At 35.3% G+C, this 25,584-nt stretch carries 20 protein-coding genes and 1 pseudogene; 5 read left to right on the forward strand and 16 right to left on the reverse strand.

What is annotated here, in order from left to right:
• Positions 1 to 162: 162 nt before the first annotated feature.
• Positions 163 to 1,806, forward strand: coding sequence for an FMN-binding glutamate synthase family protein (locus IE155_RS07275; protein ID WP_189377590.1), 1,644 nt, complete (start codon positions 163 to 165; stop codon positions 1,804 to 1,806).
• A gap of 81 nt (positions 1,807 to 1,887) precedes the next feature.
• Here IE155_RS07275 and nosZ read toward each other — a convergent pair whose 3' ends face one another.
• The 5 genes from nosZ to IE155_RS07300 all read right to left on the reverse strand — a co-directional run bounded on the left by nosZ (position 1,888) and on the right by IE155_RS07300 (position 8,877).
• Positions 1,888 to 3,777: a TAT-dependent nitrous-oxide reductase gene (gene nosZ, locus IE155_RS07280; protein WP_189377591.1), complete on the reverse strand. Its 1,890-nt coding sequence runs from the start codon at positions 3,775 to 3,777 to the stop codon at positions 1,888 to 1,890.
• 68 nt (positions 3,778 to 3,845) lie between these two features.
• Entirely contained in the window at positions 3,846 to 5,972 is a 2,127-nt protein-coding gene (gene nosR, locus IE155_RS07285) for a transcriptional regulator NosR (RefSeq protein ID WP_189377592.1), read from the reverse strand.
• A 223-nt stretch (positions 5,973 to 6,195) separates the two neighbouring features.
• Positions 6,196 to 6,924: a YebC/PmpR family DNA-binding transcriptional regulator gene (locus IE155_RS07290; RefSeq protein ID WP_189377593.1), complete on the reverse strand. Its 729-nt coding sequence runs from the start codon at positions 6,922 to 6,924 to the stop codon at positions 6,196 to 6,198.
• Positions 6,925 to 7,313: 389 nt separating this feature from the next.
• Positions 7,314 to 7,829 carry a hypothetical protein gene (locus IE155_RS07295; protein WP_189377594.1) on the reverse strand — a complete coding sequence of 172 codons (516 nt, stop codon included), beginning with the start codon at positions 7,827 to 7,829 and terminating at the stop codon, positions 7,314 to 7,316.
• A gap of 172 nt (positions 7,830 to 8,001) precedes the next feature.
• The gene (locus tag IE155_RS07300; RefSeq protein ID WP_189377823.1) at positions 8,002 to 8,877 is read right to left on the reverse strand and encodes a LysR family transcriptional regulator; all 876 of its coding nucleotides are present in this window, start codon (positions 8,875 to 8,877) and stop codon (positions 8,002 to 8,004) included.
• Between the two features lie 443 nt (positions 8,878 to 9,320).
• Here IE155_RS07300 and IE155_RS07305 point away from each other — a divergent pair, with 443 nt between their 5' ends.
• The gene (locus IE155_RS07305) at positions 9,321 to 10,049 is read left to right on the forward strand and encodes a transporter substrate-binding domain-containing protein (RefSeq protein WP_189377595.1); all 729 of its coding nucleotides are present in this window, start codon (positions 9,321 to 9,323) and stop codon (positions 10,047 to 10,049) included.
• 165 nt (positions 10,050 to 10,214) lie between these two features.
• Positions 10,215 to 11,456 (forward strand): sodium:proton antiporter NhaD, encoded by a 1,242-nt coding sequence (gene nhaD / locus IE155_RS07310; RefSeq protein ID WP_189377596.1) that lies wholly within the window; start codon positions 10,215 to 10,217, stop codon positions 11,454 to 11,456.
• 72 nt (positions 11,457 to 11,528) lie between these two features.
• Here the strand turns inward: nhaD and IE155_RS07315 are convergent, their stop codons facing one another.
• From IE155_RS07315 to IE155_RS07355, 8 genes and pseudogenes are all read right to left on the reverse strand, one after another.
• Positions 11,529 to 12,794, reverse strand: a complete 1,266-nt coding sequence (locus IE155_RS07315; protein ID WP_229817158.1) for a putative bifunctional diguanylate cyclase/phosphodiesterase — start codon at positions 12,792 to 12,794, stop codon at positions 11,529 to 11,531.
• A gap of 861 nt (positions 12,795 to 13,655) precedes the next feature.
• A pseudogene (locus IE155_RS07325) lies at positions 13,656 to 14,170 on the reverse strand (Rab family GTPase).
• A gap of 57 nt (positions 14,171 to 14,227) precedes the next feature.
• Entirely contained in the window at positions 14,228 to 15,985 is a 1,758-nt protein-coding gene (locus tag IE155_RS07330; protein WP_189377599.1) for an OmpA family protein, read from the reverse strand.
• On the reverse strand, positions 15,985 to 16,524 hold the full coding sequence (locus tag IE155_RS07335) for a hypothetical protein (protein ID WP_189377600.1): 540 nt from the start codon (positions 16,522 to 16,524) through the stop codon (positions 15,985 to 15,987). Before IE155_RS07335 ends, IE155_RS07330 begins: the two co-directional genes overlap by 1 nt.
• A 365-nt stretch (positions 16,525 to 16,889) precedes the next feature.
• A complete protein-coding gene (locus tag IE155_RS07340) occupies positions 16,890 to 18,194 on the reverse strand; it encodes an ATP-binding protein (RefSeq protein WP_189377601.1) in 1,305 nt (434 codons plus the stop codon).
• Positions 18,195 to 18,258: 64 nt separating this feature from the next.
• Complete coding sequence (locus tag IE155_RS07345; RefSeq protein ID WP_189377602.1) at positions 18,259 to 18,951, reverse strand: response regulator; 693 nt, start codon at positions 18,949 to 18,951, stop codon at positions 18,259 to 18,261.
• Positions 18,951 to 19,346, reverse strand: coding sequence for a DUF3019 domain-containing protein (locus IE155_RS07350; protein ID WP_189377603.1), 396 nt, complete (start codon positions 19,344 to 19,346; stop codon positions 18,951 to 18,953). The genes IE155_RS07345 and IE155_RS07350 overlap by 1 nt, the downstream gene beginning before the upstream one ends.
• Entirely contained in the window at positions 19,336 to 20,169 is an 834-nt protein-coding gene (locus tag IE155_RS07355) for a MipA/OmpV family protein (protein WP_189377604.1), read from the reverse strand. Before IE155_RS07355 ends, IE155_RS07350 begins: the two co-directional genes overlap by 11 nt.
• A gap of 405 nt (positions 20,170 to 20,574) precedes the next feature.
• Here IE155_RS07355 and IE155_RS07360 point away from each other — a divergent pair, with 405 nt between their 5' ends.
• Both IE155_RS07360 and IE155_RS07365 read left to right on the forward strand, forming a co-directional pair.
• Positions 20,575 to 21,291, forward strand: coding sequence for a hypothetical protein (locus IE155_RS07360; RefSeq protein ID WP_189377605.1), 717 nt, complete (start codon positions 20,575 to 20,577; stop codon positions 21,289 to 21,291).
• A 283-nt stretch (positions 21,292 to 21,574) separates the two neighbouring features.
• Positions 21,575 to 22,162 (forward strand): PEP-CTERM sorting domain-containing protein, encoded by a 588-nt coding sequence (locus IE155_RS07365; protein WP_189377606.1) that lies wholly within the window; start codon positions 21,575 to 21,577, stop codon positions 22,160 to 22,162.
• Between the two features lie 69 nt (positions 22,163 to 22,231).
• On the opposite strand, the gene IE155_RS07370 is transcribed toward IE155_RS07365, so the two are convergent.
• The 3 genes from IE155_RS07370 to IE155_RS07380 all read right to left on the reverse strand — a co-directional run bounded on the left by IE155_RS07370 (position 22,232) and on the right by IE155_RS07380 (position 25,579).
• Entirely contained in the window at positions 22,232 to 23,164 is a 933-nt protein-coding gene (locus IE155_RS07370; RefSeq protein WP_229817130.1) for a glutaminase, read from the reverse strand.
• Between the two features lie 108 nt (positions 23,165 to 23,272).
• The gene (locus IE155_RS07375; protein WP_229817131.1) at positions 23,273 to 24,448 is read right to left on the reverse strand and encodes a YbfB/YjiJ family MFS transporter; all 1,176 of its coding nucleotides are present in this window, start codon (positions 24,446 to 24,448) and stop codon (positions 23,273 to 23,275) included.
• A gap of 105 nt (positions 24,449 to 24,553) precedes the next feature.
• Positions 24,554 to 25,579 (reverse strand): zinc-binding dehydrogenase, encoded by a 1,026-nt coding sequence (locus IE155_RS07380; protein WP_189377608.1) that lies wholly within the window; start codon positions 25,577 to 25,579, stop codon positions 24,554 to 24,556.
• Positions 25,580 to 25,584 lie beyond the last annotated feature (5 nt).

Raw genomic sequence — 25,584 nt, forward strand, 5'->3', positions numbered from 1 at the left:
GTAAGTGATATTAGGAAGATTAGTTGTAAATTTCTTAAAAAAAACAAAGTAAATTCTTTATAAAAGTTGATGTACTAATAGCATATCAATTTTTATCAATATACTATTGATCTTGATTAAGAAAAGTTAACTATTAGCGTTAATTAGTTAGAAGGAATATTTATGACAATCATGCAAAAGGTTTATTGGTTTGTATTAACCTTTGGAAATATTAGTACTGCTTATTTATTTCATCAAAATGAGAATATCTTTTCAGGTATATTAGTGTGTGTGACGTTAGCTTATTCAATCGTTGGTTTTTATGATTTATTTTTTAGTCGCCATAGCTTAAACAAACTTTACCCTGTTGTTGCTTATATTCGTTATTTCCTTGAGTCATATCGCGGAGAAATGCAGCAATATTTTATTGCTAATGATACAGAAGAAAAACCTTTTAACCGTGAAGAAAGAAGCTTGGTTTACCAACGAGCCAAAAATACGCGAGACACTATTGCCTTCGGTACACAGCATGATTTATATGAAGATAATTATTTAAGTCTCTGGCATTCAATGGCGCCTAGTAAAGTTGTTGAGGCGGCTAAACGCATTACTATTGGTGGAAGTCAATGTACACAACCATATTCTGCATCATATTTAAATATTTCTGCTATGAGCTTTGGCTCACTTAGCTCTAATGCGATAGAAGCATTAAATTTAGGGGCTCAAAAAGCCGGTTGCTACCATAATACGGGGGAGGGGGGGGCAAGCCCTTATCATTTAAAACATGGGGGAGATCTAGTTTGGCAAATAGGCTCGGGTTTGTTTGGATGTAGAAATGATCACGGACATTTTGATGAACAGCGTTTTACAAATATTGCAACTTTAGCGCAAGTAAAAATGATAGAAATTAAAATTAGCCAAGGAGCAAAACCAGGGCATGGGGGAGTATTGCCTAAAGCGAAAATTACTGCAGAAATAGCCCAAATTAGGCATATATCAAGAGATGAAGATTGTGTTTCCCCTGCGATTAACCCTGAGTGCACTACACCTGTTGCATTACTAAACTTTGTTCAACGTTTAAGAGAGCTTAGTGGCGGAAAGCCTGTTGGCTTTAAATTATGTATAGGCAACCCTGCTGAGTTTCTTAGCGTTTGTAAAGCCATGCTTGCTACGGGAATATTACCAGACTTTATTACTATTGATGGTGCTGAAGGTGGCACAGGTGCTGCACCAGTTGAATTTAGTAACCGACTGGGAATGACGTGCTTAGAAGCTGTTTATTTTGTGAGTAATGCTTTAATTGGCGTGGGATTAAGAGATAAAATTAAGATTATTGCTTCAGGTAAAACAGCATCGAGTTTTGATTTATTAGCCAAGGTTGCTGTTGGTGCTGATGTTGTTAATGCGGCTAGAACAATGATGATGGCACTCGGTTGTATACAAACTAGACATTGTAATACTAATCGCTGCCCTACAGGCATTGCAACTCAAGATCCTGTTCGAGCGAAAGCGGTGAACGTGGCAATTAAAAGTGATCGTGTTAAGAATTTTCATAATAATACGCTAGAAAATTTTTATGAGTTAGTAGCTAGTTTAGGGTTAAATGATCCTGCCATGTTAACGCCTAATATGATTAAACGTCGATCGCCCAATGGTTTGCAAACTTCTATTGGTAGTTTAGTGGCACCATTAGCCTGTAATGCATTACTTAATGAAGATATAGATAGGTTAAGTCGTTCATGGCAATTATGGTGGCATAGTAGTAGTGCCGAGCAGTTTTATGTCCCTGATAACGATATATTAGTTTCCGCTGAATTTTATCGTTAATACCATCCAAATAAAATGGTAATAACGATAAAAAAGCACAACTAAAGTTGTGCTTTTTACACTCAGTAAGAGGGATGTTTGTTATGCTTCAACTAGCATACGACCACGCATTTCCATGTGAAGCGCATGACAGAACCAGTTACAGTAATACCAATGAACGCCAGGTTTATTAGCAATAAAGGTTAATGAAGACGTTGCTTGCGGGCCAATTTCCATTTGTACGCCGTGATTTGTCATACAGAAACCGTGAGTTACATCTTCTACTTGGTCCAAATTGGTAACGACAACGGTTACTTCATCTCCCAACTTAACTTTAAATTCAGTCATTCCAAATGTTGGTGCAATTGAAGTCATATAAACACGAACTTTATTACCATCTCGAATCACTTTGTTTTGCGTGTAAACGTCAACACCATCCTTTTTAGCTTGTGCGATAGTTTCATTAAAGAATGGATCGTTACGCGGCCATAGTTTTAATGGTTTTAGCTTACTACGGTGAACAATAATACAATCATGAGGTTCGGCATAAGTTGGACCATCATGTACGAGTTTCATTTCGTCACCAGAAATATCAATTAACTGATCATTTTCTGGACGTAATGGACCTACAGGTAAGAATCTATCTTTAGAAAATTTACATAACACAACTAACCACTTGCCGTCTGTATCACGAGTTTCACCTTGTGATGTATGGTTGTGGCCAGGTTGATAATGCACATCTAACTTTTGGCGAAGATAGTTCACTTTTTTACCGTTATGCGCATCAATTGCATCTTGTATATTCCATTTTGCAATTTGACTGTCTAAGAATAATGTTGTGTAAGCATTGCCTCTGTTATCAAAAGCGGTATGAAGTGGACCTAAACCTAGCTCTGGCTCAGCAACAATAGCATCGCGAGGTTTAATTTTATCAGCAAAAAGATCATCTAATTTTTCAATAGATATGATAGAAACCGTTGGTGATAACTTACCATTAGCAACAAAATATTTCCCATCGGGTGAAGTGTTCATGCCATGTGGCGATTTAGGTACAGGAATATAACGAGTCAACTCTGAGCCTTTACGACCATTTAGTACAGGAACATTGTTTCCATTATAAGTTTTAAATTTACCCGCTTTAACAGCTGCTTCACAGCGTGCAAGGTTAAATATAACGACATGATCGCGCTCAGAAGAAATCATATCTCCTAAGTTCATACCCATTTCAGAGTTATAACAGGTTGAAGCGAAGTATTTTCCATCAAAGTCAGCATCGGTGTTATCTAAATTACCATCTACTTCAACCTGAAAAGCCATTTCCATGGTTTCGGCGTTGATAACATTATATAAGGAGCGATAAGTGCTCACATCGTTTAATGAGGATTTACCATCATTGACAATTGGCACCTCAAACTCACCGTTACAAATTACATATTTGGTGTATGGTACTTTTTGAACACGTAATCCGTGAATCGCATAAGCGTTAGGGACGGTTAGCATCTTGTCACATTTCATGATGTCACAACGTATTCTAGCAACGCGAGTATTGGCTTTGTCATTAATGAAAACATACTTACCATCATACTGCCCATCAGTCATACTCATGTGAGGATGATGTGAATCCCCTGTGTGCAGATGAGCACTGTCGCCTTTAATGCGTTTACTTTCGTTGGTTAAGCCCCACCCGGTTGCACTATCGGTATTAAATACAGGAATACGCATTAACTCGCGCATCGAAGGGATACCTAATATGCGCACTTCACCAGATTGACCACCACTCCAAAACCCATAATATTCGTCTAATTCACCAGGGTGAACGGTTGCGCTATTTTCAACTTCTGAAGCGTTAGCTTTTGCCATTGTTGCAAACATGGTTGCAGTCATAGGTGCGGCTACTGCACCAGCTCCTATTAATGCGGTTTTCCCAAAGAATTTGCGTCTGTCTTCGTTCTCTAATGATATGTTATTAGAGCTATCGCTATCTTTATTCATCACTCTTCTCCATTATTTTGCTTTATATATTTGTTTTATGTTTTAAATCTTATGTTTGATTTTTTGTACTAACCAACATTGATTGTTTCTATTTGGTTTTCTTTAAATTGATTCTTTTTACGTGCAAGTTTTTTTAATGGAGGGCACTTTTCTTCATTAAAATAGGTCACTTGACAATCTAAGCAGTAATGACATTCACGCATGTTAATCACTCCGTCTGGATTTATTGCTTGGATTTCACATTCTTTAGCACAAGTTTTACAAGGTTGACCACATTCAGGGCGACGTCTTAACCAGCTAAATAAACGAATACTATTACTTGTAGATAGCGCGGCTCCTAATGGGCATAAATAACGACAGAAAAACTTACGATTGAAAACGTTGATCACCAGGAGTGATATCGCGTAAATAATAAAAGGCCATTCACGATCAAACTTAAGTAAAAACGTGGTTTTAAATGGTTCTATTTCAGCAAATTGTTCAGCGGTAGCTAATGACTCCATAGACAAACCGAATAAGCCTAATAAAATTAGGTATTTAATTGCCCATAAACGCTCGTGAACCGCCCAAGGTAGCTCAAATTGAGGTATTTTGATGTAGCGTGCAAAGACGTTAATTAATTCTTGTAATGCGCCAAATGGGCATAACCAACCACAATATACAGCTCTACCCCATAAAATCATGGTAACGGCTGCTGCTCCCCATAAAATAAAGATCACAGGATCGAGTAAGAATAAATCCCATGAAAAATCGGACATGAAAGCTTGTAGAAAAGTAAACACATTGACTACTGATAACTGGCCGCCCCAAGACCAACCAATAAAGACTACTGTGACAATTAAAAATGCATGTCGGAAGTTATGCATAAAAGTAGGATGGCGAACAATTATGTCTTGCAGAAACAATACGACTAACAAGATAGCAAGTAAGATAAATAGGATAGTTACTTCTAAGTTCTTGTCTTGCCAAACTTGTTGAGTCAATGTTAATTCAGGCTCTGGTGCAATATATGGTGGACGATACACGTAATTGTCTAAAGCATCATAACTGCCTTTGAAACTTGTAAATGTACTGTCAATTGCTCCTATCTGACGGCGCACTAAAAATTCAAGTTGCCAAGTGACACCAGGATTAAACTCGTGATGATCTCGAATAGTAAATAAGGACATCTCTTTAAAATGTGGAGCCCCTTCAATATATATGTCAGTAAGACGGTTATGATCTAGATCTCTAAAGGAGATAGCTGTTTCATTTTGTAAAACTTGTATACGGTCAAAAATACCACCGCGTACGTATCCAGAGCCCTTAAATGAGTATCCATTACCAAATAAGGCAATAGCATGTTCTCCTGGTTGTAACTTATTTATTAACCATTGATATTCTGAATCACCAAGTAAGTTTCGACCAACATTTGGCAGATCAATTTGAGCGAAGTATATATCAGCAAACATATCGCTTTTCTGCTCAGGCTTGGCTTCTTCTATATGTTCGGCTTCGGTACCAATAAATGCTTCATCTACTGTTTTTCGATCAAGGTATAATCGGCGGATAGATCCGTCGCCCACTAAAGTTTGCCATGATGACTTTTCAAATACATCCGGTAATACTACTGCCATTGGTTGCTTAATAGAGTCGCTTTTACTGATAATGCCTAATGATCGTGCTACTTTGGTTGCTGCTTTTGTTATAGCAACATTCATTACCATTACTGTTACTGTGGCACCAGAAAGCCCATCAATATGAATGATACCGTCTTGTTTATTGCCACCGACTTTTAATCTATCGCTTACTTTTAAGTTTTCGTATTGATTGGCAAATGTATGTAATTTTGTTTCTGGAATTCCCGCAAGAATAATAGGTTCATGGTGTTCAAGTACTCTTGCACCTAAGTACACTCCGCTAGGACTTATTGCGACGAGCATGTTTACTGGTTCACCAGAATAAGCTGGAATTTTTGCTATATCATTGGTTTCAAAGGCATAGCCGATAACGTTTTCATCCTTGTAGATTGTCCAAATTAATGGATCCCCTTGTTTTTCACTTACTAAGGTTGCCTGTGGAAATATTTCATGGATAAGTGGTAAGGGCTCTTTAGGGGGGCTAACGAAAAGAGCTTGCGCAGGAAAGATTACAGCTAATAAAAAAACTGTGAATGTAATATAAAAATTTAATTTATTTTTCAGTACGTTGAACATTAAACTCGACGACCTTACTATAGTTTGTTGCTATGCAAAAAATGAGCAACTGCGACAATATGTCACACATAGTACACTTTCGTCAGGTTCGCCTTATGATCTCGATCAAACAATGAGTAAAAGCGATTAAATGGCAGTGAAAAATAGGGGATTGAATAAAAATAAAGCGCTACTAATGGGATAGTAACGCTTTGTTGTAGGTTGTTTTAAGGAAAGTATTTACTTACTCTTCTGGTAACTCAGCATTATGATAAACGTTTTGTACGTCGTCACAATCTTCTAACATAGCTAAGAATTTCTCGAAATTAGCGATATCTTCTTCAGCAGTTATTGCTGTATATGTTTGTGGTACCCAAGTAATTTCTTCAACTTCTAGATCATATTCAGGCATTGTTTCTGCAAATGTGGTTTTTATTTTATAAAATTCAGTATGAGGGGCTTGTACTGTGATAATTCCATCTTCAAGTTCAACGTCTGTTACGTCAATATCTGCCATCATTAAGTTTTCTAATACAGCTTCATCGTCATCGCCCTTAAATGCGAAAACTGCTTGATGATCAAACATATGAGATACAGTGCCAGATGAGCCTATTTTTGAATGTGTTTTAGTAAAGCATAAACGAACATCTTTAATTGTTCGGTTACCATTATCTGTTAAGCAATCAATAATCACCATACAATTACCTGGCCCAAAACCTTCGTAACGTGCTTCTGAGTAATCTTCGCCGCCGACACCTGATGCTTTTTTAATAGCATTTTCTATAACATGTGTAGGTACTTGGTCTTTTTTGGCTCGATCAATTAATCCTCTCAAGGCTAGGTTGCCTTCAGGGTCAACACCACCGTTTTTAGCACAAACGTAAATTGCTTTTCCGTATTTCGAATAAATTTTAGTTTTTGCGCCAGCAGTTTTGGCCATTGATAATTTTCGGTTTTGGTAAGCTCTGCCCATCTTGAATATGTCTCATATACTTAAATTGTACTTGAGGTGATTTTAACAGTGTATATGCCTATTTTTCCAGTCATCAGTTAATTTATCTTTATAACGTATACATATAGGAGGTGAAATGAATGGTTTATAAGTAGTTAATCATAAGTGATAGAGTGGGGGGAATAAAACGATAATAGCTAACTTAATACGAGTTTGCTTATATTAGGTTTTATATAGCCCCCTTAATTTTATTATTCATTTAACTACCTTTTCTGTCGTTTTAAATTATTATTCTCTAGCAAAGTACTTGAACTGCTCTCCCAATCTGAAACATCGATATGTTTAAGTTGGTGTAAAAATAAAAAGATATCGTTAATATTTTTTTTAAGATATTTCATGATATTTACCTCTTACTCAGATGCTATAAGTACATCGTTTTCATCATACGATATTGTACTTGCGGTGCTTTTTAAATAGTTAATGTTATTTATGATCACAGGATCGTCAGCTAAAAGTAGTGCGGTACTTAAATCTTCTAGTGCACCGTATTCGTCCGCTTTAAAATATTTAACAATACCTCTATTACTGTAAGCTAATGCTTTCAACAATTGTGATCTATGGCTTTTTACTTTACTTGTATCAATTGCAGTGATGGCATCGGTACAGGCAACTTCTGCATCTGCTAAACTATTTGCTTGAAGATACGCTACACATAATCCCATACTTTCATCAAATGAAGATTTAGTGTCAGACATTGATAAAGATTCGATACCGTTGTGGTAATCACCTTTAATAATTTCATTTGAACCTGCCGCATTTTTAATAATTGCAACAGTAAATTTAGATGACACATCACTTGCTAATGCAGATGCAGATAGCAAAGTTGAAACGCCAATAGCAGATACAAGTGTTTTAATTGTTTTCATGTTTATTCCTCTTTAATTAATGTTACAAGCTTAGTAACAGGTATAACTTTAAAGAGATGACTATTGGCTGACAAACGATATAAATAGACTTAATAAGTGAAAAAAACTCATTTATTAAGTCTGTGATGATTTGTTCTACTTGGAGTTATTACGACTTCAATAGTATAAAATGTTAGTTTATTGAAAAAGTTTCAGTAACCCACTCTGCGAATAAAGACAAATCACTACCTTCTTCAATTCTATCGTGTTGAACTAAATAGTATCGATCATTAGTGACTAATTCATGATCAAAAAGTTTGACTAAAAGCTCTTCGCTAAACCATGCTCTACTCATAGGTAAGGGGACAAGTGCAATGCCCATTCCTTGTTGAGCTGCACGAGCAACGCCGAACATGCTATCAAATTGAATGATTTGCTTTGGATCAAAATCTAAAATATTGCATCTGTCGGCCCATTGATGCCAAGACCATGGGCGTGATTGATGCAAAATCAGAGGTACTTGACTTAGCGCGCTATATCCTGAATTAACCCACTTTTTATAGAGTTTTTTATTACAAGCAGGGACATAACGTATTGGAAAAAGCTCATGTACGATACTTGCGTTAGGTTTGCCATTGGCCAATACTATTGATAAGTCTGATGCTGAGGATGATTGAGCTCCGGACTTAATAGTTTCTAATTGTAGATTTATTTCTGGGTTTTTTTCTGCCCATTCACCTAGTTTAGGTACGAACAATTCGCTGGCAAAAAATTCAGGTAAGCTGATTACAATCGTTTTATTTTGTTGAATATTAGTAAAGTCAGAAATTGTTGACTCTAATTCATTTATTAATGGATTAACGGCATTATAAAATTGCTTACCTGCGCTAGTTAAGGCAATAGCACGTGTTTGACGTTCAAAAAGGGATATGCCTAATTGTTCTTCTAGTTGTTTAATTTGATGACTTACAGCAGATGGCGTTAAAAATAACTGAGAAGCTGCGTGTTTAAAGCTTAAGCACTTCGCTGCAATACAAAACGAACGTAAGCCACGAATTGGAGTTTGAATAGCCATAGAGGATAAAGATATTTCTTATAAAGGAATCTCTTAATTTATTAGCAAATCTTACACCAGAATATTAATCATTGAAAAGTATAGCTTTTATTATTTTTTGCTTTAAAAAGGTTCAGCTAGATGCGTTAATTTAGAGCCTGTGCCCTATATTGGTGCATTATTAATTGATAAAAAAACATTGTTAACAGGTTTAATTAAACACTAGTAAAAAAATAGGGCGCTCCTATAAAAGTAGCGCCCTTACATTAAAACAATGTCACATGTTGAAATCGGGGGAGATTTCGAAAACAAGTACATCATATTGAGTTGACGCTTTGATGACAAACGAGAACTACTCATCTGATGAGTTAATTTAATTAATGTGTTTACTTTTAGAGCATATCTGCAATGTTAAAGTACTATCTTATAGCCTATGCTTTATTTAAGGGGAGGATTTTATGAAAAAATTCTTTTTACTTTTTTCGTTAACTTTCTGTTCTGTAGTGTGTGCTAAAACCTTTGTCGTAGGAGTTCAAGATATAGCTTTTTACCCCTTGTATGATTTTCCAAATTCGAGTCACTCTAAAGAGTTATTAGATGCTTTTGCTAAGTCTAGAGGGTATGAGTTTATTTACCTACCATTGCCAGTAAAGCGGACTAATTATTGGTATGAAGAACATGCAATCGACTTTAAGTATCCTGATAGTGTGAGATGGATTGGCGATCGTAGTGTATACAAACAGCTTAAGTTTAGTGTTCCTGCGGTTAAGTTAGTAGCGGGAACTGTTGTCAAGGCTGAGAACAGGGGAAAACAACGCTTAGAAATTAAAACACTTGGAACTGTGCTTGGATTTCATGCAACTATGTGGCTGGACTTAATCGACAGTGGTAATACTAAGTTAGTTGAGAGTACATCACCATTAAATATAGTTAAACAGGTGTTATATGGTCATATAGATGCAACAAATATTGAGCCGAGTGTCGTTAATTATTATTTAGCCTTAATGGGAAAAGAAAACGGGTTAATAATAGATAAAGCACTACCCTATGAAATATATTCGTATCAGTTATCTACAATTGAATATGAAGATGTATTGCTTGAATTTAATCAGTTTATTAAGAGTAACCAGGAGTTTTTAGAACTTCTACGTAAAAAATATAACTTAACGGATATTCGAGAGTATTAATTATGAACGGTTATTTAGGCTTAGATAGCACTCAACATTATTTCCTATATCATTTAAATGTAAAAAATATTTAATATTAGCGGAAAGTCGCATCTACTTTAGCATTGACATCCGCTATAATGCGCGCCATTAAAATAGCTACCCCAAATTCCGAGTAGAACCCTTATGGTTGATTATTTTTTAATTGCGCTTGCCGTTGTCGCTTTATTGTCTATTGTTTTTGAAGAAGTTACACATATTAATAAAGCAAAAAGCACCTTGTTTTTTGGCTGTATTGCGTGGATAACCCTCTTTATTTCACGTGGTGCAAGTCAGAATGAGTTTATTAATCATCAGCTTGAAGAAAATTTACTTGAAATAGCGGTTTTATGGTTGTTTTTAATGTCGACTATGACTTTTGTTGCTTATTTGAATGCTAAGGGAGTCATTCAAATGGCAGTTCAGCGTTTGTTTCCACAAAAGTCCCATGTTGCCGTGATTATGTTTTTGGTGGCTATTTTTTCACTCATACTTTCAGCTATTTGTGATAACGTTACAGCGACACTAGTGTCATTAACTCTAGTGCAAACTTTCAATATATCGCGCAGGGTAAGGCTACGTATGGCCATCATAGTAGTTTTTGCGGTCAATTCTGGTGGTGTGGCATTAATTACCGGTGACGTAACTACCTTAATGATATACCTAGATGGGCATGTTCAAATGTCGCAATTATTTTTCTTGCTAATTCCGGCGACAGTGAGCGTATTATTTTTGACAACTATATTGTCAATTGGCTTAAAAGGAACGATAAGTACAACGCCTGCCGCACGTAATTATGAAACTGTTGACTTACTTGTTGCCTTGATATTTTTTAGTACTATATTATCAACCATGTTATTAAATGTAGCCTTTGGTATTCCGCCTGTACTGACATTTTTAAGTGGTTTATCAGTCATGTTTTTAGTTGGTACTGTCTACCGTAACGACAAGCAAGAGAGTGAGATTTTAGAGTATATTCGTCAAATAGAATATGACACTCTGTTATTTTTCTTAGGCATTTTGTTGCTTGTTGGTATGCTAAAAGAAATTGGTGTTTTACATTTAGTGACAGAAATTTACGCACAAATTAACCCAACATATTCAAACTATTTTGCTGGTATAGCTTCTGCAATACTAGATAATGTTCCACTAACGGCAGCCCTATTGAAAGCTGAACCTGTATTATCAGCAACACATTGGCTTGGATTAACTTATGCGGTAGGTGTTGGCGGTTCGTTACTCGTTATAGGTTCTGCTGCGGGGATTATTGCAATGAGTAAAATGAAAGAAATGACTTTTATGACTTACTCTCGTTATATACCGGCATTATTAGCTGCATACACTGTAGGCTATGTAATAACGATAAATTTAGCGGACTATATTTTATAAAAAGTAAGTAATAATAAAGTACAATTACATCGTAGTTTGCTTATTAATAGTTGATAGTTATGCAAACTTTAATTATGTATTGAGTTTGCTTTGTAGTAGCTCAAGAAATAATTCAAATCGTACGGGGTGACTAAAAAGATAGCCCTGAACCGAATTACAGGCATTATCTTTAAGGAAACTGAGTTGTTCTTTGGTTTCCACACCTTCTGCAGTAACGCCTAAGTTTAGATTATGAGCCATGGCGATTACTGCTCTGACTATTGCTTTATCATTGTCATCTACCACAATATCTTTAACAAAAGATTGATCTATCTTCACAAAATCAAGTGGTAGTTTTTTTAAATAAGACAATGAACTATAACCTGTACCAAAATCATCTACAGAGACACTCATACCTATTGCTCTTACCTTACTGAGCAACCTTTCTGCAATTTTATAATCATGAACAAGTACGCCCTCAGTAACTTCTAATTCTAGTAAACTAGGATCTATTTTGTGCTTTTTGATACAGCGATGAATGTAGGAAAATAGGGATTCTTCAAGTACCTGTGTTGGGCAAAGGTTTATTGATATTTTGATTTTAAAATCTAGTTCAGATAGTTTTTTTAGTAATAAACACACTGAATTGATAACCCAATGTCCTATGGTGTTAATTAATTCACTTTTTTCAGCGATAGGAATAAATTTATCAGGAAAAATAAGGCCTTTTTTAGGGTGGTTCCAACGTATTAGTGCTTCAGCTTTCAATATTTTATTACGTTCTAAGTCAATTATTGGCTGTAGGTATAATTCAAATTCATTATTTTCAATGGCTTTACGCAGATCATGCTCTATCGCGACGACTTGCAGAGAAGCATCTTTAATAGCTTGTGAATAAAATTGTAGAGAGTTTTTATTTCTAGCTTTTCCACTATAAACGCTTAAATCAACAAATTTCATTAAATCTTCTACATTCTCTGCGTCGTTCGGGAAACTAGCGGCACCAATACTAACGCTAATATTAAAGTGATCAGACTTACTGGTATTAAAAGGTAAATTCACACTATCAATAATACGCTCAATAATAAGTTTACAACTTTCTTGATTGTCGATATTGGCTAGAATTACTGCGAATTCATCACCACCTACACGAGCTATATAATCTGTCTTTTTTAAATTTGCTTTTATGCGCTTACTTAAGTCGACTAAAAGTTTGTCACCTTCTTCATGGCCAAAGTATTCGTTATGACTTCTGAACTCGTTGATATCAACGTAAAGTAAATAGAAAGGAGTCTTTTCTGTTGTTTTCTGCTCAAGCGTTTGCCAAAAACCAAAGCGATTGGGTAGTTTTGTGAGTATAGTATGTCATGTAGTGCCAGTTGCTCATTTCGCTGAACTAAATACTTAACATTACTGATATCATTAGCGAAAAAAATCCAATTTTTAATTTCATTGAATTCATTGGTTACTGGGTATACGGCTATTTTTAACCATTTTAAAGTTGAAGGGGGGAGTATCCAACAAAGCTCACCATCCCAACTGCTTTTAGTCGACATAATGCGATCAAACTCAGGTAATTGGTTTTGCATTAAAGACAGAATGATATCAATGGGTTTCTTAACTTCACTTATTGGTAAGTATTGTTGATCAAAAAGAGATTTTGTTGCTGTATTTTCAATAATAGTTTTTAATTTTTTATTGGTAATGACTACGGCAAATCCAGCATTTTCAATGGCTTTTGTTAAGGCTATAAGAATGTCATTTTGTTTGGTCGGTTTTTTTAAAATTGTCAGAATTCTATTATGTAGGTATTGATTTTGTTCTACTAATCGATCGTTTGATAGTAACATTTCGCGCGCTGATTGTAGGGTAGTTTGACGAAACTTAAATTCATTGGATTGATTGATTATTAACAATAAGTTTTCATTTTCTTGCTTTATGGCTACCGCTTCGAGGTGTAATTGATTATGGTGAGCGGTGACTTCAGTCCAAAAGCCTGAACGGATACTGCCGTTACTGCTAGCATTCCATACTTGCTTAGCATCAAATAAAAAGTCATATAAAAAAGCGATATTATCATCGAGAATAAATGGGGAGTCTGAACTAAGTTGTGGTAAAAGCTCTTTTGCCCAATCAGCTTCACCTGCAACTAACTTAACTGTATCAGTTTTATAGTCTACTACCTCAAGAACAATTTGTTCTAGGGCGTTCAGAAGATTGTTAAGTAAGGTGCTCATTTTTATTACCTTCAAGGGTAAGTTTAGCAATAGCATTGAACATATCTTCTACTTGCTCACCTGTTTTAGCACTTGTTGAAAATTGATTATCAAAATGTCTTTATATTGTTCTAGTTCATAATCTTGCCAATGCCACTGTTTGGGCAGGTCACTTTTATTAATGACTAAAATTGCAGGGGCAGAGGTAACTTGTCTGGCTAAAGTATGAATATCTATGCCTTCGAGTAAGGATGAACTTCTCGTGTGATCCACAACAATAATATAGCCAGCGGCTCCTCGTAAGTATCGCTCTTGGAAAACATTATATTGGTCGTTGCCTTCAATATCCCACAGCATAAGTTGAACAGATTGGTCGTTTACTTCAACCAACTTTTTATCAACTTTAACACCAATAGTGGTAAGGTATTTTTCATTAAAAATACCTTCTACAAATTGTTTGACTAAACTTGTTTTGCCAACGCTAGACGCGCCTAAAAGACAAATTTTCTTTTGAATCAATGTGTTTCTCCATATATAACACCCCAGCGCACGATATATTTTTTAAATTTGATGATATTATTTACTTACATATATCACATTAAACATGACTTTTCTTGAAGTATTCTTTACTTCTTTAATATCTATTTGTCCTAAACCTGTTGGGAACATCTTCTCTTTTGGCAAACCAAGTGCATGTAGCGCTGAAGCAGTATTTTCAGCTCTTTTCAAACTTAAGAGGTTGTTAGTTTCAATATTCCCTGAATTATCACTACTACCCATAATAACTAACCCAATATTAACATTAAGTCTATCAGCAAGCTGGTTTAAAAATATAAACTGTTGGTAGAGTTGGTTTAAACTGTTGTGCATTTCAGGCGTGATTTCTTCGCTTGAAATGGGAAAGTTAAGTTGGATAGTTGATATCTTACCAATTAAGCCATTAAAAACTTTTTGATTTAGTTGCTCTGAATTGTTTGAATTACTTGATATTTCTATATTTAATGGGGTTAAATCAAGGTTTTTATTATTCACTATACCAACACGGCTTAATTGGCTACTTAGTTGTTTAAATGCCGTAGGTGTAATAGTACCTGATAGCGTTAACACCTTGTTTTTCCATTGAGAAGTAACATTGGGAAACTGGGAGACTACTTTCTCGGCTTTTATTATTAATAGTTTTTGGTCTAACGATAAATAGAAGCGCTCATTTAATATGAGTTGCGAAAAATGAAGGTCTTTTGATGCTAGCCAATTATCTACTGTTATAGCGTCGGGATCGCGTAAAATATTTATTTCGACACTATCATTATTAATGATGTTTATTTTTTGGATAATGATGCCTGGTTGTTGTTCTAATTCGCTTAGCTGTAGTTTTAATTGCTCTAAACTATGCCAAACACTTATTCGAAAAGCTATGAAGGCAAGTATTGCAATGACTGCTACCCAAGCAAACCAGGGCGTTTTTTTACTTTTAGGATGAATATTCTTTTCTTCAGCTAGTAGACAGTCGCGCAGTAAACTATCAGCATTGTCAAATGTACTATTATCGCCGTCAAACTGGATTAGCTCATTGGCATAAAGTGTATGCAATGCTTCAATAGTTATTTGTAAATGTTCGCTAACTTTTTGTGGAGGATTACCTGTAACAGCTGCAACTATAATGGCATTGGGTCCTGGTTTTAACAGCAAAGTGAAGTTGTCGGTAGTGACCGTTTGTAACTGCTGTTTCATACCTTCAGGGCTTTGTGAAAAAGAATCGCCAATAAAGTCATTAATTGCACTGAGCATCGACGAGATAATATCTGCATTACTATTATCATGATTGTCTAAACTAACAGAGTTGAGTAATAAGCCCGTTTCATGATGTATAAGAAAAACATGCTCAACGCGATAAACAAATGTTTGAGAGGCAATATATTGACTGAAACTGACTCCAGCTCGCCATGCAGAAAAACGCCATTTTAACCCTTTTATCGTTAAGCTATTTTCAAGTAACTGGTTCGTTTTTTCCATAAAATCAGCCAGGAAAGCGGCAACTGATTTTCTAATTAAACTTCCCATTAATGGATATAACGAACTGATGAGTCTGTCACTGTGGTGGTTAACAGAGTGCTCTACAGCATTTTCAACTAACGGTTGAATAACTTTATTGATCGAACCGTCTTTTTTTTCACGATCATGTAATGCTTCAGTTAAAACATCGCTTACAACACCTCTTGCTTGTTGTTTTACCGTGTGTGTGATTAATTGATGATCTTCACCAAGTATAAGTGTTCTTAACTGTTCGAGCTGCTGTTGGGATTCAACTTGCTCAGTTGAAGTCGACTTTTGCATTATAATTGATCTGCTTCCAAATTAGTTGCCATAGTAGCGAGTAATCTGGCGAGAGTTTTACGATCTGTTTTTGAAGAACTGAGTTCATTGGATACTTCATCTAAGTGAGCTTTTAATTGTTCCAGTTGTTCATTAAAATTATTTGTTAGGCTAGCACTTTCGCTATCGAGTGATTGATTTAATTCGGTAAAGTCTTTCTGTGTGGCTGCTGCGAACATTTCATGCTCTGAGGCTAAATTGTCAATGTGCTTCTGTAAGTTAACTTCATTATCATCATGGTTTTTATCAATAAAACTTAAGCGTTTGTCCATTTCAGCGAACTGTTGTTCAATATCTTGCTGTAAGCTATCAAAACGTTTAGTTAGTTTAGTGTTGAGTTCACTAATAGATGCTTCCATTTTATGGGTAAGTGCCGCTATTTGTTCATATATGTTCTTTTCTGCTGCGCCGAAAACAATTGATCTTAGCTGGTTTAGCTCTTCAACAGGATCAATCGCTTTATTTTGTATTTTCTCATTACCATCTTTCTTATTGGCCATTTTACTTTCCATTAAAATAAATATAACTACTCAATTTAGTGTAGTTGTGTTTTTTATATTTGCCTGATAATTAAACTATTAATGATTAAAAACCAATAAATTTTCAATAGTTAGATTAATAATTGAATATGAAAAGCGTATGAATATTCTTTTTTAAATTGAAAACTAAGCAAACAGTTAATAAACTTTGTATTTTATGTGTTTTTTTATTTTAACGTATTGGATTGATTAGAGTTTATTTGGTTAGTGTTTTTAATTGCTCAATTTTTGTATAACTTTCGCTTATGCTTCTATGAAAACGAGCAAAAGCTTAAAATGGTAAAACTCTTATAATTAGACGCTTTTAAAAGCCTTGATACAAATACTTAATGGCTAATTGGAAGGCATAAAGTAAACTTACAACCACCGAGTGGTGAGTTTGTTAATTGGCAGTGTCCGCCGTGCCACTGACAAATACGATTGACGATGGCAAGCCCTAAACCAAAACCACCAAATTCCTTGTTACGGCTTTCTTCAATACGATAAAACGCATCAAATACTTTATCTTGTTTACTTTCATCAATCCCTTTACCGTCATCTTCAATACTGATATAAAGCTGTTGAGCGTCAAAATGTACGGTAAAATTAATGTGGTTTTTTGCATAACGTAAGGCATTACTTAATAAGTTTTGTATAGCTCGCTCGATGAGTTGCTCATTACAATAAAAAGTATATTGGGACGGTAGATCATAGTTAATCGAAATATCAGAAGTACGGGTAAACTTTTCAATTGTATATTTAATTAATAAATTTAAATCTGTGTCAGACTTGTTGCTATGTGCATCTAAGTTTTCTAGTCGCGCGTAGCTGAGCATTTCATCAATAAGTGCTGACATTTCACTAAGGTCTTGACTCATTTCTTGGCGTTGTTGGTCAGAGACATTGTCTAACATTTCAATAGAAAATCTGAGTCTAGCAAGGGGGGTTCTTAATTCGTGAGATACATCATTTACAAGCTGTCTTTGATCCGAGATTAATTTAAGTATTCGCTGTGACATCGAGTTAAAAGTCGCTACGATATTCTTGATTGGAGATCGCGGGTTTGGCAGTGGTTTTATATCAATATTTCCATTAGAGATTTCAGAGGCTTTTTCATTAAGTTGGTTAAGATCTAGCCACAAAGGTTTAGTCCATAGGTAGATAATAAGACCAAGTAAAATATAAGATAAAATTAATAAGCTAATTTTAATGAACTGGTTATTCGTATAATTATTTTGTTGCTTAAAAGGGCCAAATACATAAATGTTATCGTTTTTTTTACTTTTGATATAAACAATAAGGTTATCGTTACTATCATATCCGATGAGAGATTGTTTATGTGTTAACACCTGCTTTTGTTGCTCTAACCAAGCAATATCTTTAGATTTTATAATATTAACAGGCATCGCTAGCTGCTGTTGAATATTTTTTAAACTTTGTGTAGCAAAGTTATTTTGTCCAGTATTAGTAGGTAAAGTGTCATCCGTTAAATTATCTGTAACTAATGTTAATGCTGTTAAGGCCTGAATCAACGATTGATGTTCAGATGATTGTTCTTGGTGCCATTGTTGCCATAAATATTCGGATAGCCAATTAATGGAAAATAGACCGATAACAATTACCACAAATAGATGAATAAACAAACGATTCATAAATAGCTCATTTTTATACTAGTTAACATCAAACTAAGCTTTAATAGAATACATAGTCATGATGCTATGCCGTCCATGCTGTTTTACTTAGCATGTAACCTTTCCCCCAAACGGTGATAATTCTGTAAGGATTCTCTAGGTTATCATTAAGTTTTTTACGTAATCGTGAAACTCTGACATCGACACTGCGATCTAAGCCATCATATTCTCGGTCGATCATTTTTTTATGAATGTACTCTCTATTTTGTGGTTCACCGGCATTTAAGGCTAATAACCAAAGTAGCTCAAATTCATGGCTAGTTAATTCAACTTCTTTACCATTAAGTAATACTTTTCTAGCTGCTTTATTAATATGAAGTTCATCAAATTGAATACTGTCAACTGGCTTTTCTATTGGTTGACTTTGTCTTAAACGTGTATTAATTCTTGCAAGTAGTACATGGGGCTCAATAGGCTTTATTAGGTAGTCATCGGCGCCAATTTCTAGGCCTAATACATGATCAAAGTCACTATCTTTAGCTGTTAGAAATAAAATAGGGTTATGAAAATGTTGTCGAACACTGCGACAGATAGAGAACCCATCGACTTTCGGTAACATGACATCCAAAATAGCTAAGTCAGGTGGTGTGTTTTTTATATAATCAATAGCCTGCTCACCGCTATGCAAAACCGTTACATCAAAATTATTTTGTTTTAGAAACTTTTGTATTAACTTTGCTAGGCGTTCATCATCTTCAACTAATAGAATATGTGTCATTAAAATACACTCCAATCTGCACGTAACTTTCGTCGATATCGTTGAGGGCTTACTCCGCTTACTCTAATTGTTTTTGCTGCAAATATTTGTGAATCATTACGAAGGGTAAATATATTATTTTTTTGCAAAGTAATGGGAATATTGGTATTAACATGCCGAGTGTTTTTCCAGCATTTTATTGCTAACTCTTCTTGGTATAAGCAATAATTACTAATGGTTGGTGATTGCCAGCTTACATTGATTTCCATTGAACAGGGATCTCCGGACTTTTCTACAATACATATCTTAGGTGTTATCTCTAAAATAGCTTGGGGTTGAGAAGCAAAAGCTGAGACTGAGAAACATTGTATGGGAAAATACACTAATGAGTACCTAAACCAATTGTTAGAACGCATATTCCATCCCAAAAAATACGGTATCAATAAGATGTGTTTTTACTAGGGGGCTGTCGGCTGTATTTGAATCAAGAAACGTTCGCTTCCAGTTGAAAAGTAACCGCCATTGTTTGTTAATGGTTTTTGATAGCTTGATTCTTATGATAGGGTTAACACTGGCGCTTCCATGGAAAGTATTTCGAGCATAAAAGTTATTACTTTCTTCAATACCATAGTAATAATCGACTAAATTTTCACTGTTAACTTGTGCTCCCACTCCCACGTTTATCGATGTGTTTTTGCTATAGGGGATGTTGAACGCACTATTTAGACTTACGTTGGCATTATAGCCGTTGTACACACCATTAATATCATGTAATAACTTTACACTGATATTTGTGGCAGAACTCATAAACCAATTTATTTGAATACCCGCGTCGAGTGCCCAGCGCTTATTGTCTACTTGAGCTATATTTACATTTTCTTTCGAGGGGGAAGCGGCACTTAAATTATACATAAATATATTTTGAGGATGCCAGCGACTAAAAAAAGATTTTTCTAGATTAAATTCGCTGATAGCACTTATCACTAAGTGGTGATTATTTGTGAATGAATAACCCAAAGTGCCGTTATCAAAAAATAAATTTTCGCCGTAGTAACTTACTGATGGCACAATAAATAAAGGTATATTATCGCCACCATTTAATGGATTCGTATGCACGCCTGCACCAAGCGCTATGGATAGTTGCCACTCACCTATTGGCGCGCACTCCTCATTGTCTGTATCACAAAACGCAAAAAGAGAAGTACTACAAAAATAAAGTAAAAGAAATAGATATTTCAACGAGAATGATTCCAGAGTTTATTTTATTAATTTATCAATAGAGGTCTACAAATACTAGTGCAGATTACATCTGATTACATTTGAGAGAGTTACAAATGTTTAACGAGTTTGGTGACTGGTGCATCTGTCGCTGATTACAAAAGATAACAAATCATTACATCAATATACTGTTTATCTGCCTATAAAACGGTTAATTTTATTTCGATCCTTAATTGATATGAGAGCAGAAAACATGTTGTATTTTATCTTATTTTTATTTGCTTTGCTGGCACTAAAATTAGAGTTACGGGCAAGAGCAAAACGTTAGAAAGATCACTCGTCAATTTTTAGCAGTATTCTACATTTACATAGAAGGAATAAAACTTGCTAGGTAATATCACGTCAAATTTATGTTGAAATACGGATATGATCAATAATATTAATACCTATAGTAATTTGTTTAACGCGAGTTCCACCAGTACATCTGAAGTTGATGCTGTCATTGCTGAGCATAAGCAAAGTACGGCAGTGGTTGAACAAGAAATTAGCCATAGTACTAATTTATATTTAAGCTCTCGCGCACAAAAAATTAACTCAATTAGCCAAGAGTTTTTTAGTGGTGGGAGCTTAAGTGTTGAAAATATTGATTCATTAAAAGAACGTGTATATCAGCTAGGACTTATTTCAAAACAGGAATATGCAAGTTTAACTAACACAGAGTTGTCTGAAAAAGAACTGGCGGCAGCCGAAGCATTACCTAACCAAAATATTGCTAATTTTATTGGTGATTTTTTAACTCGTTTAGATGAAACAGATGCAGGTAAAATAGAAAAATCGGAAATTGACGAACCTTTAGAAGAAAGTGAAACACTTATTTTACTAAAAAGCACCTTATTAACAGCAAAAGACATTTTATCTGATGTTGAACAAGCTAAAACTAATTCAAACTTTAAAGAGTCTTTGGCCTCAACGTTGTCTTTCTTACAAGAAACCATTAGTGCCGATGCCTTTGAGAAAATGCCACTTGATGACAAGGTTGGGCTAAGTAAAACGTATCAAGCACTTGAAATAGTAGATAAAATATCACCACAACGTCTAAGTAACGACAAGCTTAATCGTTACCTAGAAGTTTCTCTTGAATAATATAGAAAGGGTTGAAATAACCTTGTCTAAATAATCAAGCATTAATTATAAATCAACTCAAAACATTCATTATTTATATAAAGCTCTATTATTTTTAATAACAGAGTTGTTATTTTCTTGTTAAGTAATTTTATTTATTTTGTTGCTTGCTAGGAGGCGATTCTTTAATATAATGTTGAATTCGTTAATTTTTAAGTGTTAATGAATTTAAAATTAACAGGAAGGCGTTGCTACTGTCTGTTATTAATTGAATTAAATTTAATGGGGTTAAAATAATAATAAAATGATGGTTAAATCTAAATTAATTCATGGAATTCTTTCTGTTGTCATGTTGTTGGCAATGACTGGTGTAAATACTGTGAATGCAAAGCTTATCACGGTTGAAAATTGGCATTTAACGACTGATGAATTGGGTGGCTTACGGCAAAGTTCTGCCTCTGAGCAAGTTTTTTATGCCGTATCTAAAATATGGCAATTAGATAGAAATGATACCTTTGAAGCTTTGGATGGTTATTATTTTGCAACACATCAAGAGTGGCGAGATTTAGTCGGTTTTGGCCCTAATAGTAATCGAGGTTATAAAAACCAAGGTGGATGGAATGATTATGAATGGGAAGGGAAAGAGCGTTACTTTTTTTTATTTGCTGATACATTAGATACGGGGTGGTATAAGCACGCAGGGAACAATGATACAACATCAAACCACACCGGATTTTATCAAGGAAGAACAGGTATGGCTGGTTTTGTTATGATTAAGGGGGAAAGAGAAGTCGCAGGTTTTGGTGCTGATGCTATTGTCCCAGAGCCTACAACAATCGCTATTTTAAGCTTAGGAATTATTGCTTTATTTCTGCGTCGAATTATTGATTAATCATAATATTTACAATTATTAACTGCCAAGAGCTGGAGCAAAGCTCTTGGCTAATATAAGTTATGATAACTAGTGGTAGATAGACAAACCTAGCTCTTCTGCGATACCTGCAATAAGGTTCATACCGACAACTGAGTTTCCAAAACTGTTAAGTGGCGGGCTCCACGCGCAAATTACGCCAAAATTAGGGACAACAGCAACAATTCCCCCTCCTACACCACTCTTTGCAGGTAAGCCAACTGAAAATGCAAACTCGCCTGATTGATCATACATACCACTGGTCGATAAAATCGCATTAACTCTATGGGCATCTTTTGGGGTGCATATTTTTTTATTCGAGAGCGGGTGAATACCTTTATTGGCTAAAAAAAGTAAACTTTGAGCTAGTTGTTTACAGCTCATACTCACCGAGCATTGAGCAAAGTAATGCGTTAATACATCGGGCACTTCGGCTTCAATATTACCAAAACTTTTCATTAAGTAGGCAAGTGCCGCATTTCTATTGCCATGTATTAACTCTGATTGATTTACTTCTTGATCTATATAAATATTTTCGTCATTGGCCAATGAACGCATAAAGCTTAAAAATGCAAGCTTACTCGCGGAATAATGGCTTGCTAATACATCAGCAACTAAAATAGCCCCTGCATTTATAACGGGATTACGCGGAATACCTTTTTCCCACTCAAGTTGAATTATCGAGTTAAATGGTTGGCCTGAAGGCTCCATATTAACGCGTTTCCATAAGTTATCTCCGACTCTATTCATTGCCATAACTAAGCCAAATATTTTGGAGATACTTTGAATTGAAAACTGAGTGTCATAATCGCCTGCGGTAAATACTTTTCCATCAATTGTAGCGACCACTACGCCCATTAACTCAGGAGGAACTTGTGCTAAAGCAGGAATATAATCTGCGACATTGCCTTCTTTATATGACAGAGTTTGTAAAGTTAAAAGGTTGTGTAGTTTTGACTTAAAATCGTCAGGAATTTTTCTCATTATGATGTGCATTCCACTAAAAGGTGAATGTTATTTATGAGTGTTATTATGCATGACTTTTTAGTGATTAATAACCCACTTTGCTTCTAACTTATAGTGAACTTTACTTTAACTTTGTGCCTCTTTAAATTTAATTTTGGCGTAGGCCAACAACGAAACTCCAAATGCAACAATAATAGCAGTTACATATAATGCATAGTCATAGTTATTAAATTGTTTAATTAATGCGACACTGTATAGTGGTGCAACAATTTGCCCAAGACCATACGCAGAAGTAATTGCGCCCATGATGAGTACTGGATTTTTATTGGAAAGTTGACCTGCAAAGTTCATAAACAAGGCGACTAAGCCAATAAATGTTGCACCGAATAATAAGCCGCTAATGATGTTTAAAATAATATTGCTAGATAAGGTAGGAATTAAGATACCGATAATCTGCAATAGCATGGCTATTATCATAATATTGATACTGCCAAAGTGGTGGGCTAAGCGCATCCAAATAATACAAGCGGGGATCCCGGCAATTCCTGCAATTAACCATACGTAACCACCGTAGCCCTCCAGACCCGCTAATGAATTGACAATATCGGGTAAGAATGTGGCTTGTACTACCATGCCGACACCTTCGGTAAAGTAAGCGAGTATAAGTATTATGGTGAGGGGGGAAAATAATGATTTATCAAATTTATGCGTAATAATTTTATCTTTAGTTTGTTTTTCAAAACGTAATATATAAGCGGAATAGCATGAGAAAATGGCACCTATAACAGCGAGAATAAGCCAAGCTTCTTTCCAGTTACCACCATAGTAAAATACGGCTCTCATGATAAGATCTGTCACAACTATTGAGAAACCTAAACCACTAAAATGAATGCCCATCGCTTTGGTTTTACTGCTTAAATTTAACTTCAACATGACAATAGAGGAGCCAACAACTAATGCCATTGCCGCGCCAAAACCTGCTAACAACCTTGCTAGGATCCAAACAAGGTTATTTTCGGTTATACCCAAAATAAATGAAAAAATGACGCAAAAACATAAACCAAGCCTAAAGTATTTTACTTTGGCATGTTTATCTTTAATAAATATGGAAAAAATAGAACCAGATAAATAGCCAACATAATTTATTGATGCAAGAATACCTGCAAAAGTAATACTAATACTATCGGCCAGCATTGCGGGTAAAAGAGAGGTGAAAACAAAGCGTGCTACCCCTACACCGACAACTAAAGCTAAAATTCCAGCTAGTAGAATAGCGCTATTACTTTCTCTATTAAATTGCAATATGTTGTCCAGTCGTTATGATTTTTCAAGCCTTCAGTGTAAAATTTCTAGAGGCGGATAAGCAAATCATTAATGGTGATGAGTATAATAGTGAATATAAATAAGCTATTTAATTTCGACTACTTGTTTGCCTGTGAAATTTCCTGAAAGTTGCTTACGCAGTGCTGACGAAATGCTTTCTGAATCAAAGTCTATTATCGAAATTTCAGGCACAGATATATTTTTATTAGCCACATTTTCCAATAATAATTTATTCATAAAGGACATATGTTGTTGAGCACACAAACTATTGGCCAACCAAGCTCCACCTAATGAAACTATACTGATATTTGGTGCCTTTCTAAACATCAATTCAGGGGCTAATGTCGGTAGAGTTTTTAAACAGGCAATGCGACCGCAAAATCGCATTAATTCTATGTTTCTAACAGTGGTTTCACCGCCAATAGAGTCAACTACGGCATCAAACCCTTGCGGACCAAGGGTCGTTCTTATTTTGTCGCAGAGTTTTTTATCGTGATAATCAAATACTGCGTCAGCCCCTAACTTTTTAACAAGTTTATGGTTGCGTTTTGATGCTGTGGTAAATACATCAGCGCCGCGTTGTTTGGCAAATTGAATAGCAAATTGACCTACAGCGCCTGCACCAGCTTCAATAAAAACAGTATTTCCTTCTGTTATTTGCACTTTGTCTAAGGCGATTAGTGCAGACATACCAGAGCAAGGTAAGGTTGCTGCAATATTGCTAGAAACTGTTTCTGGGATAACCGATACGGCAAAGTTTGGCACTTTAGCATATTCACTCAATACACCTTGTTCTGCCAAACTTGAGTGCCACATAATACGATCACCAACACTTGGAAAAAGTCCTTTATTGGCTTGTACTACTGTACCTACAGCATCTAAGCCTAATATGTGTGGATATTGCCACTTACAAAACCCCGTTTGTGCAAATTGCGCGTCTAAGGGGTTTAAGCCTACCGCTTCAATTTTCACCAAAATTTCATTCTCATCACATTGCGGTAATGGTAATTCAATTTTTGATAAGATCATCTCTTCATTGGGCTCTACCAACACAATGGCTTGCATAGTGTTGGGTAAGTCGCACAGTTGTAGCGTATTATTAGGTGCCATAACGT

Origin of the sequence: Thalassotalea profundi (assembly GCF_014653195.1) — a bacterium.
GTDB classification, from domain to species: domain Bacteria; phylum Pseudomonadota; class Gammaproteobacteria; order Enterobacterales; family Alteromonadaceae; genus Thalassotalea_B; species Thalassotalea_B profundi.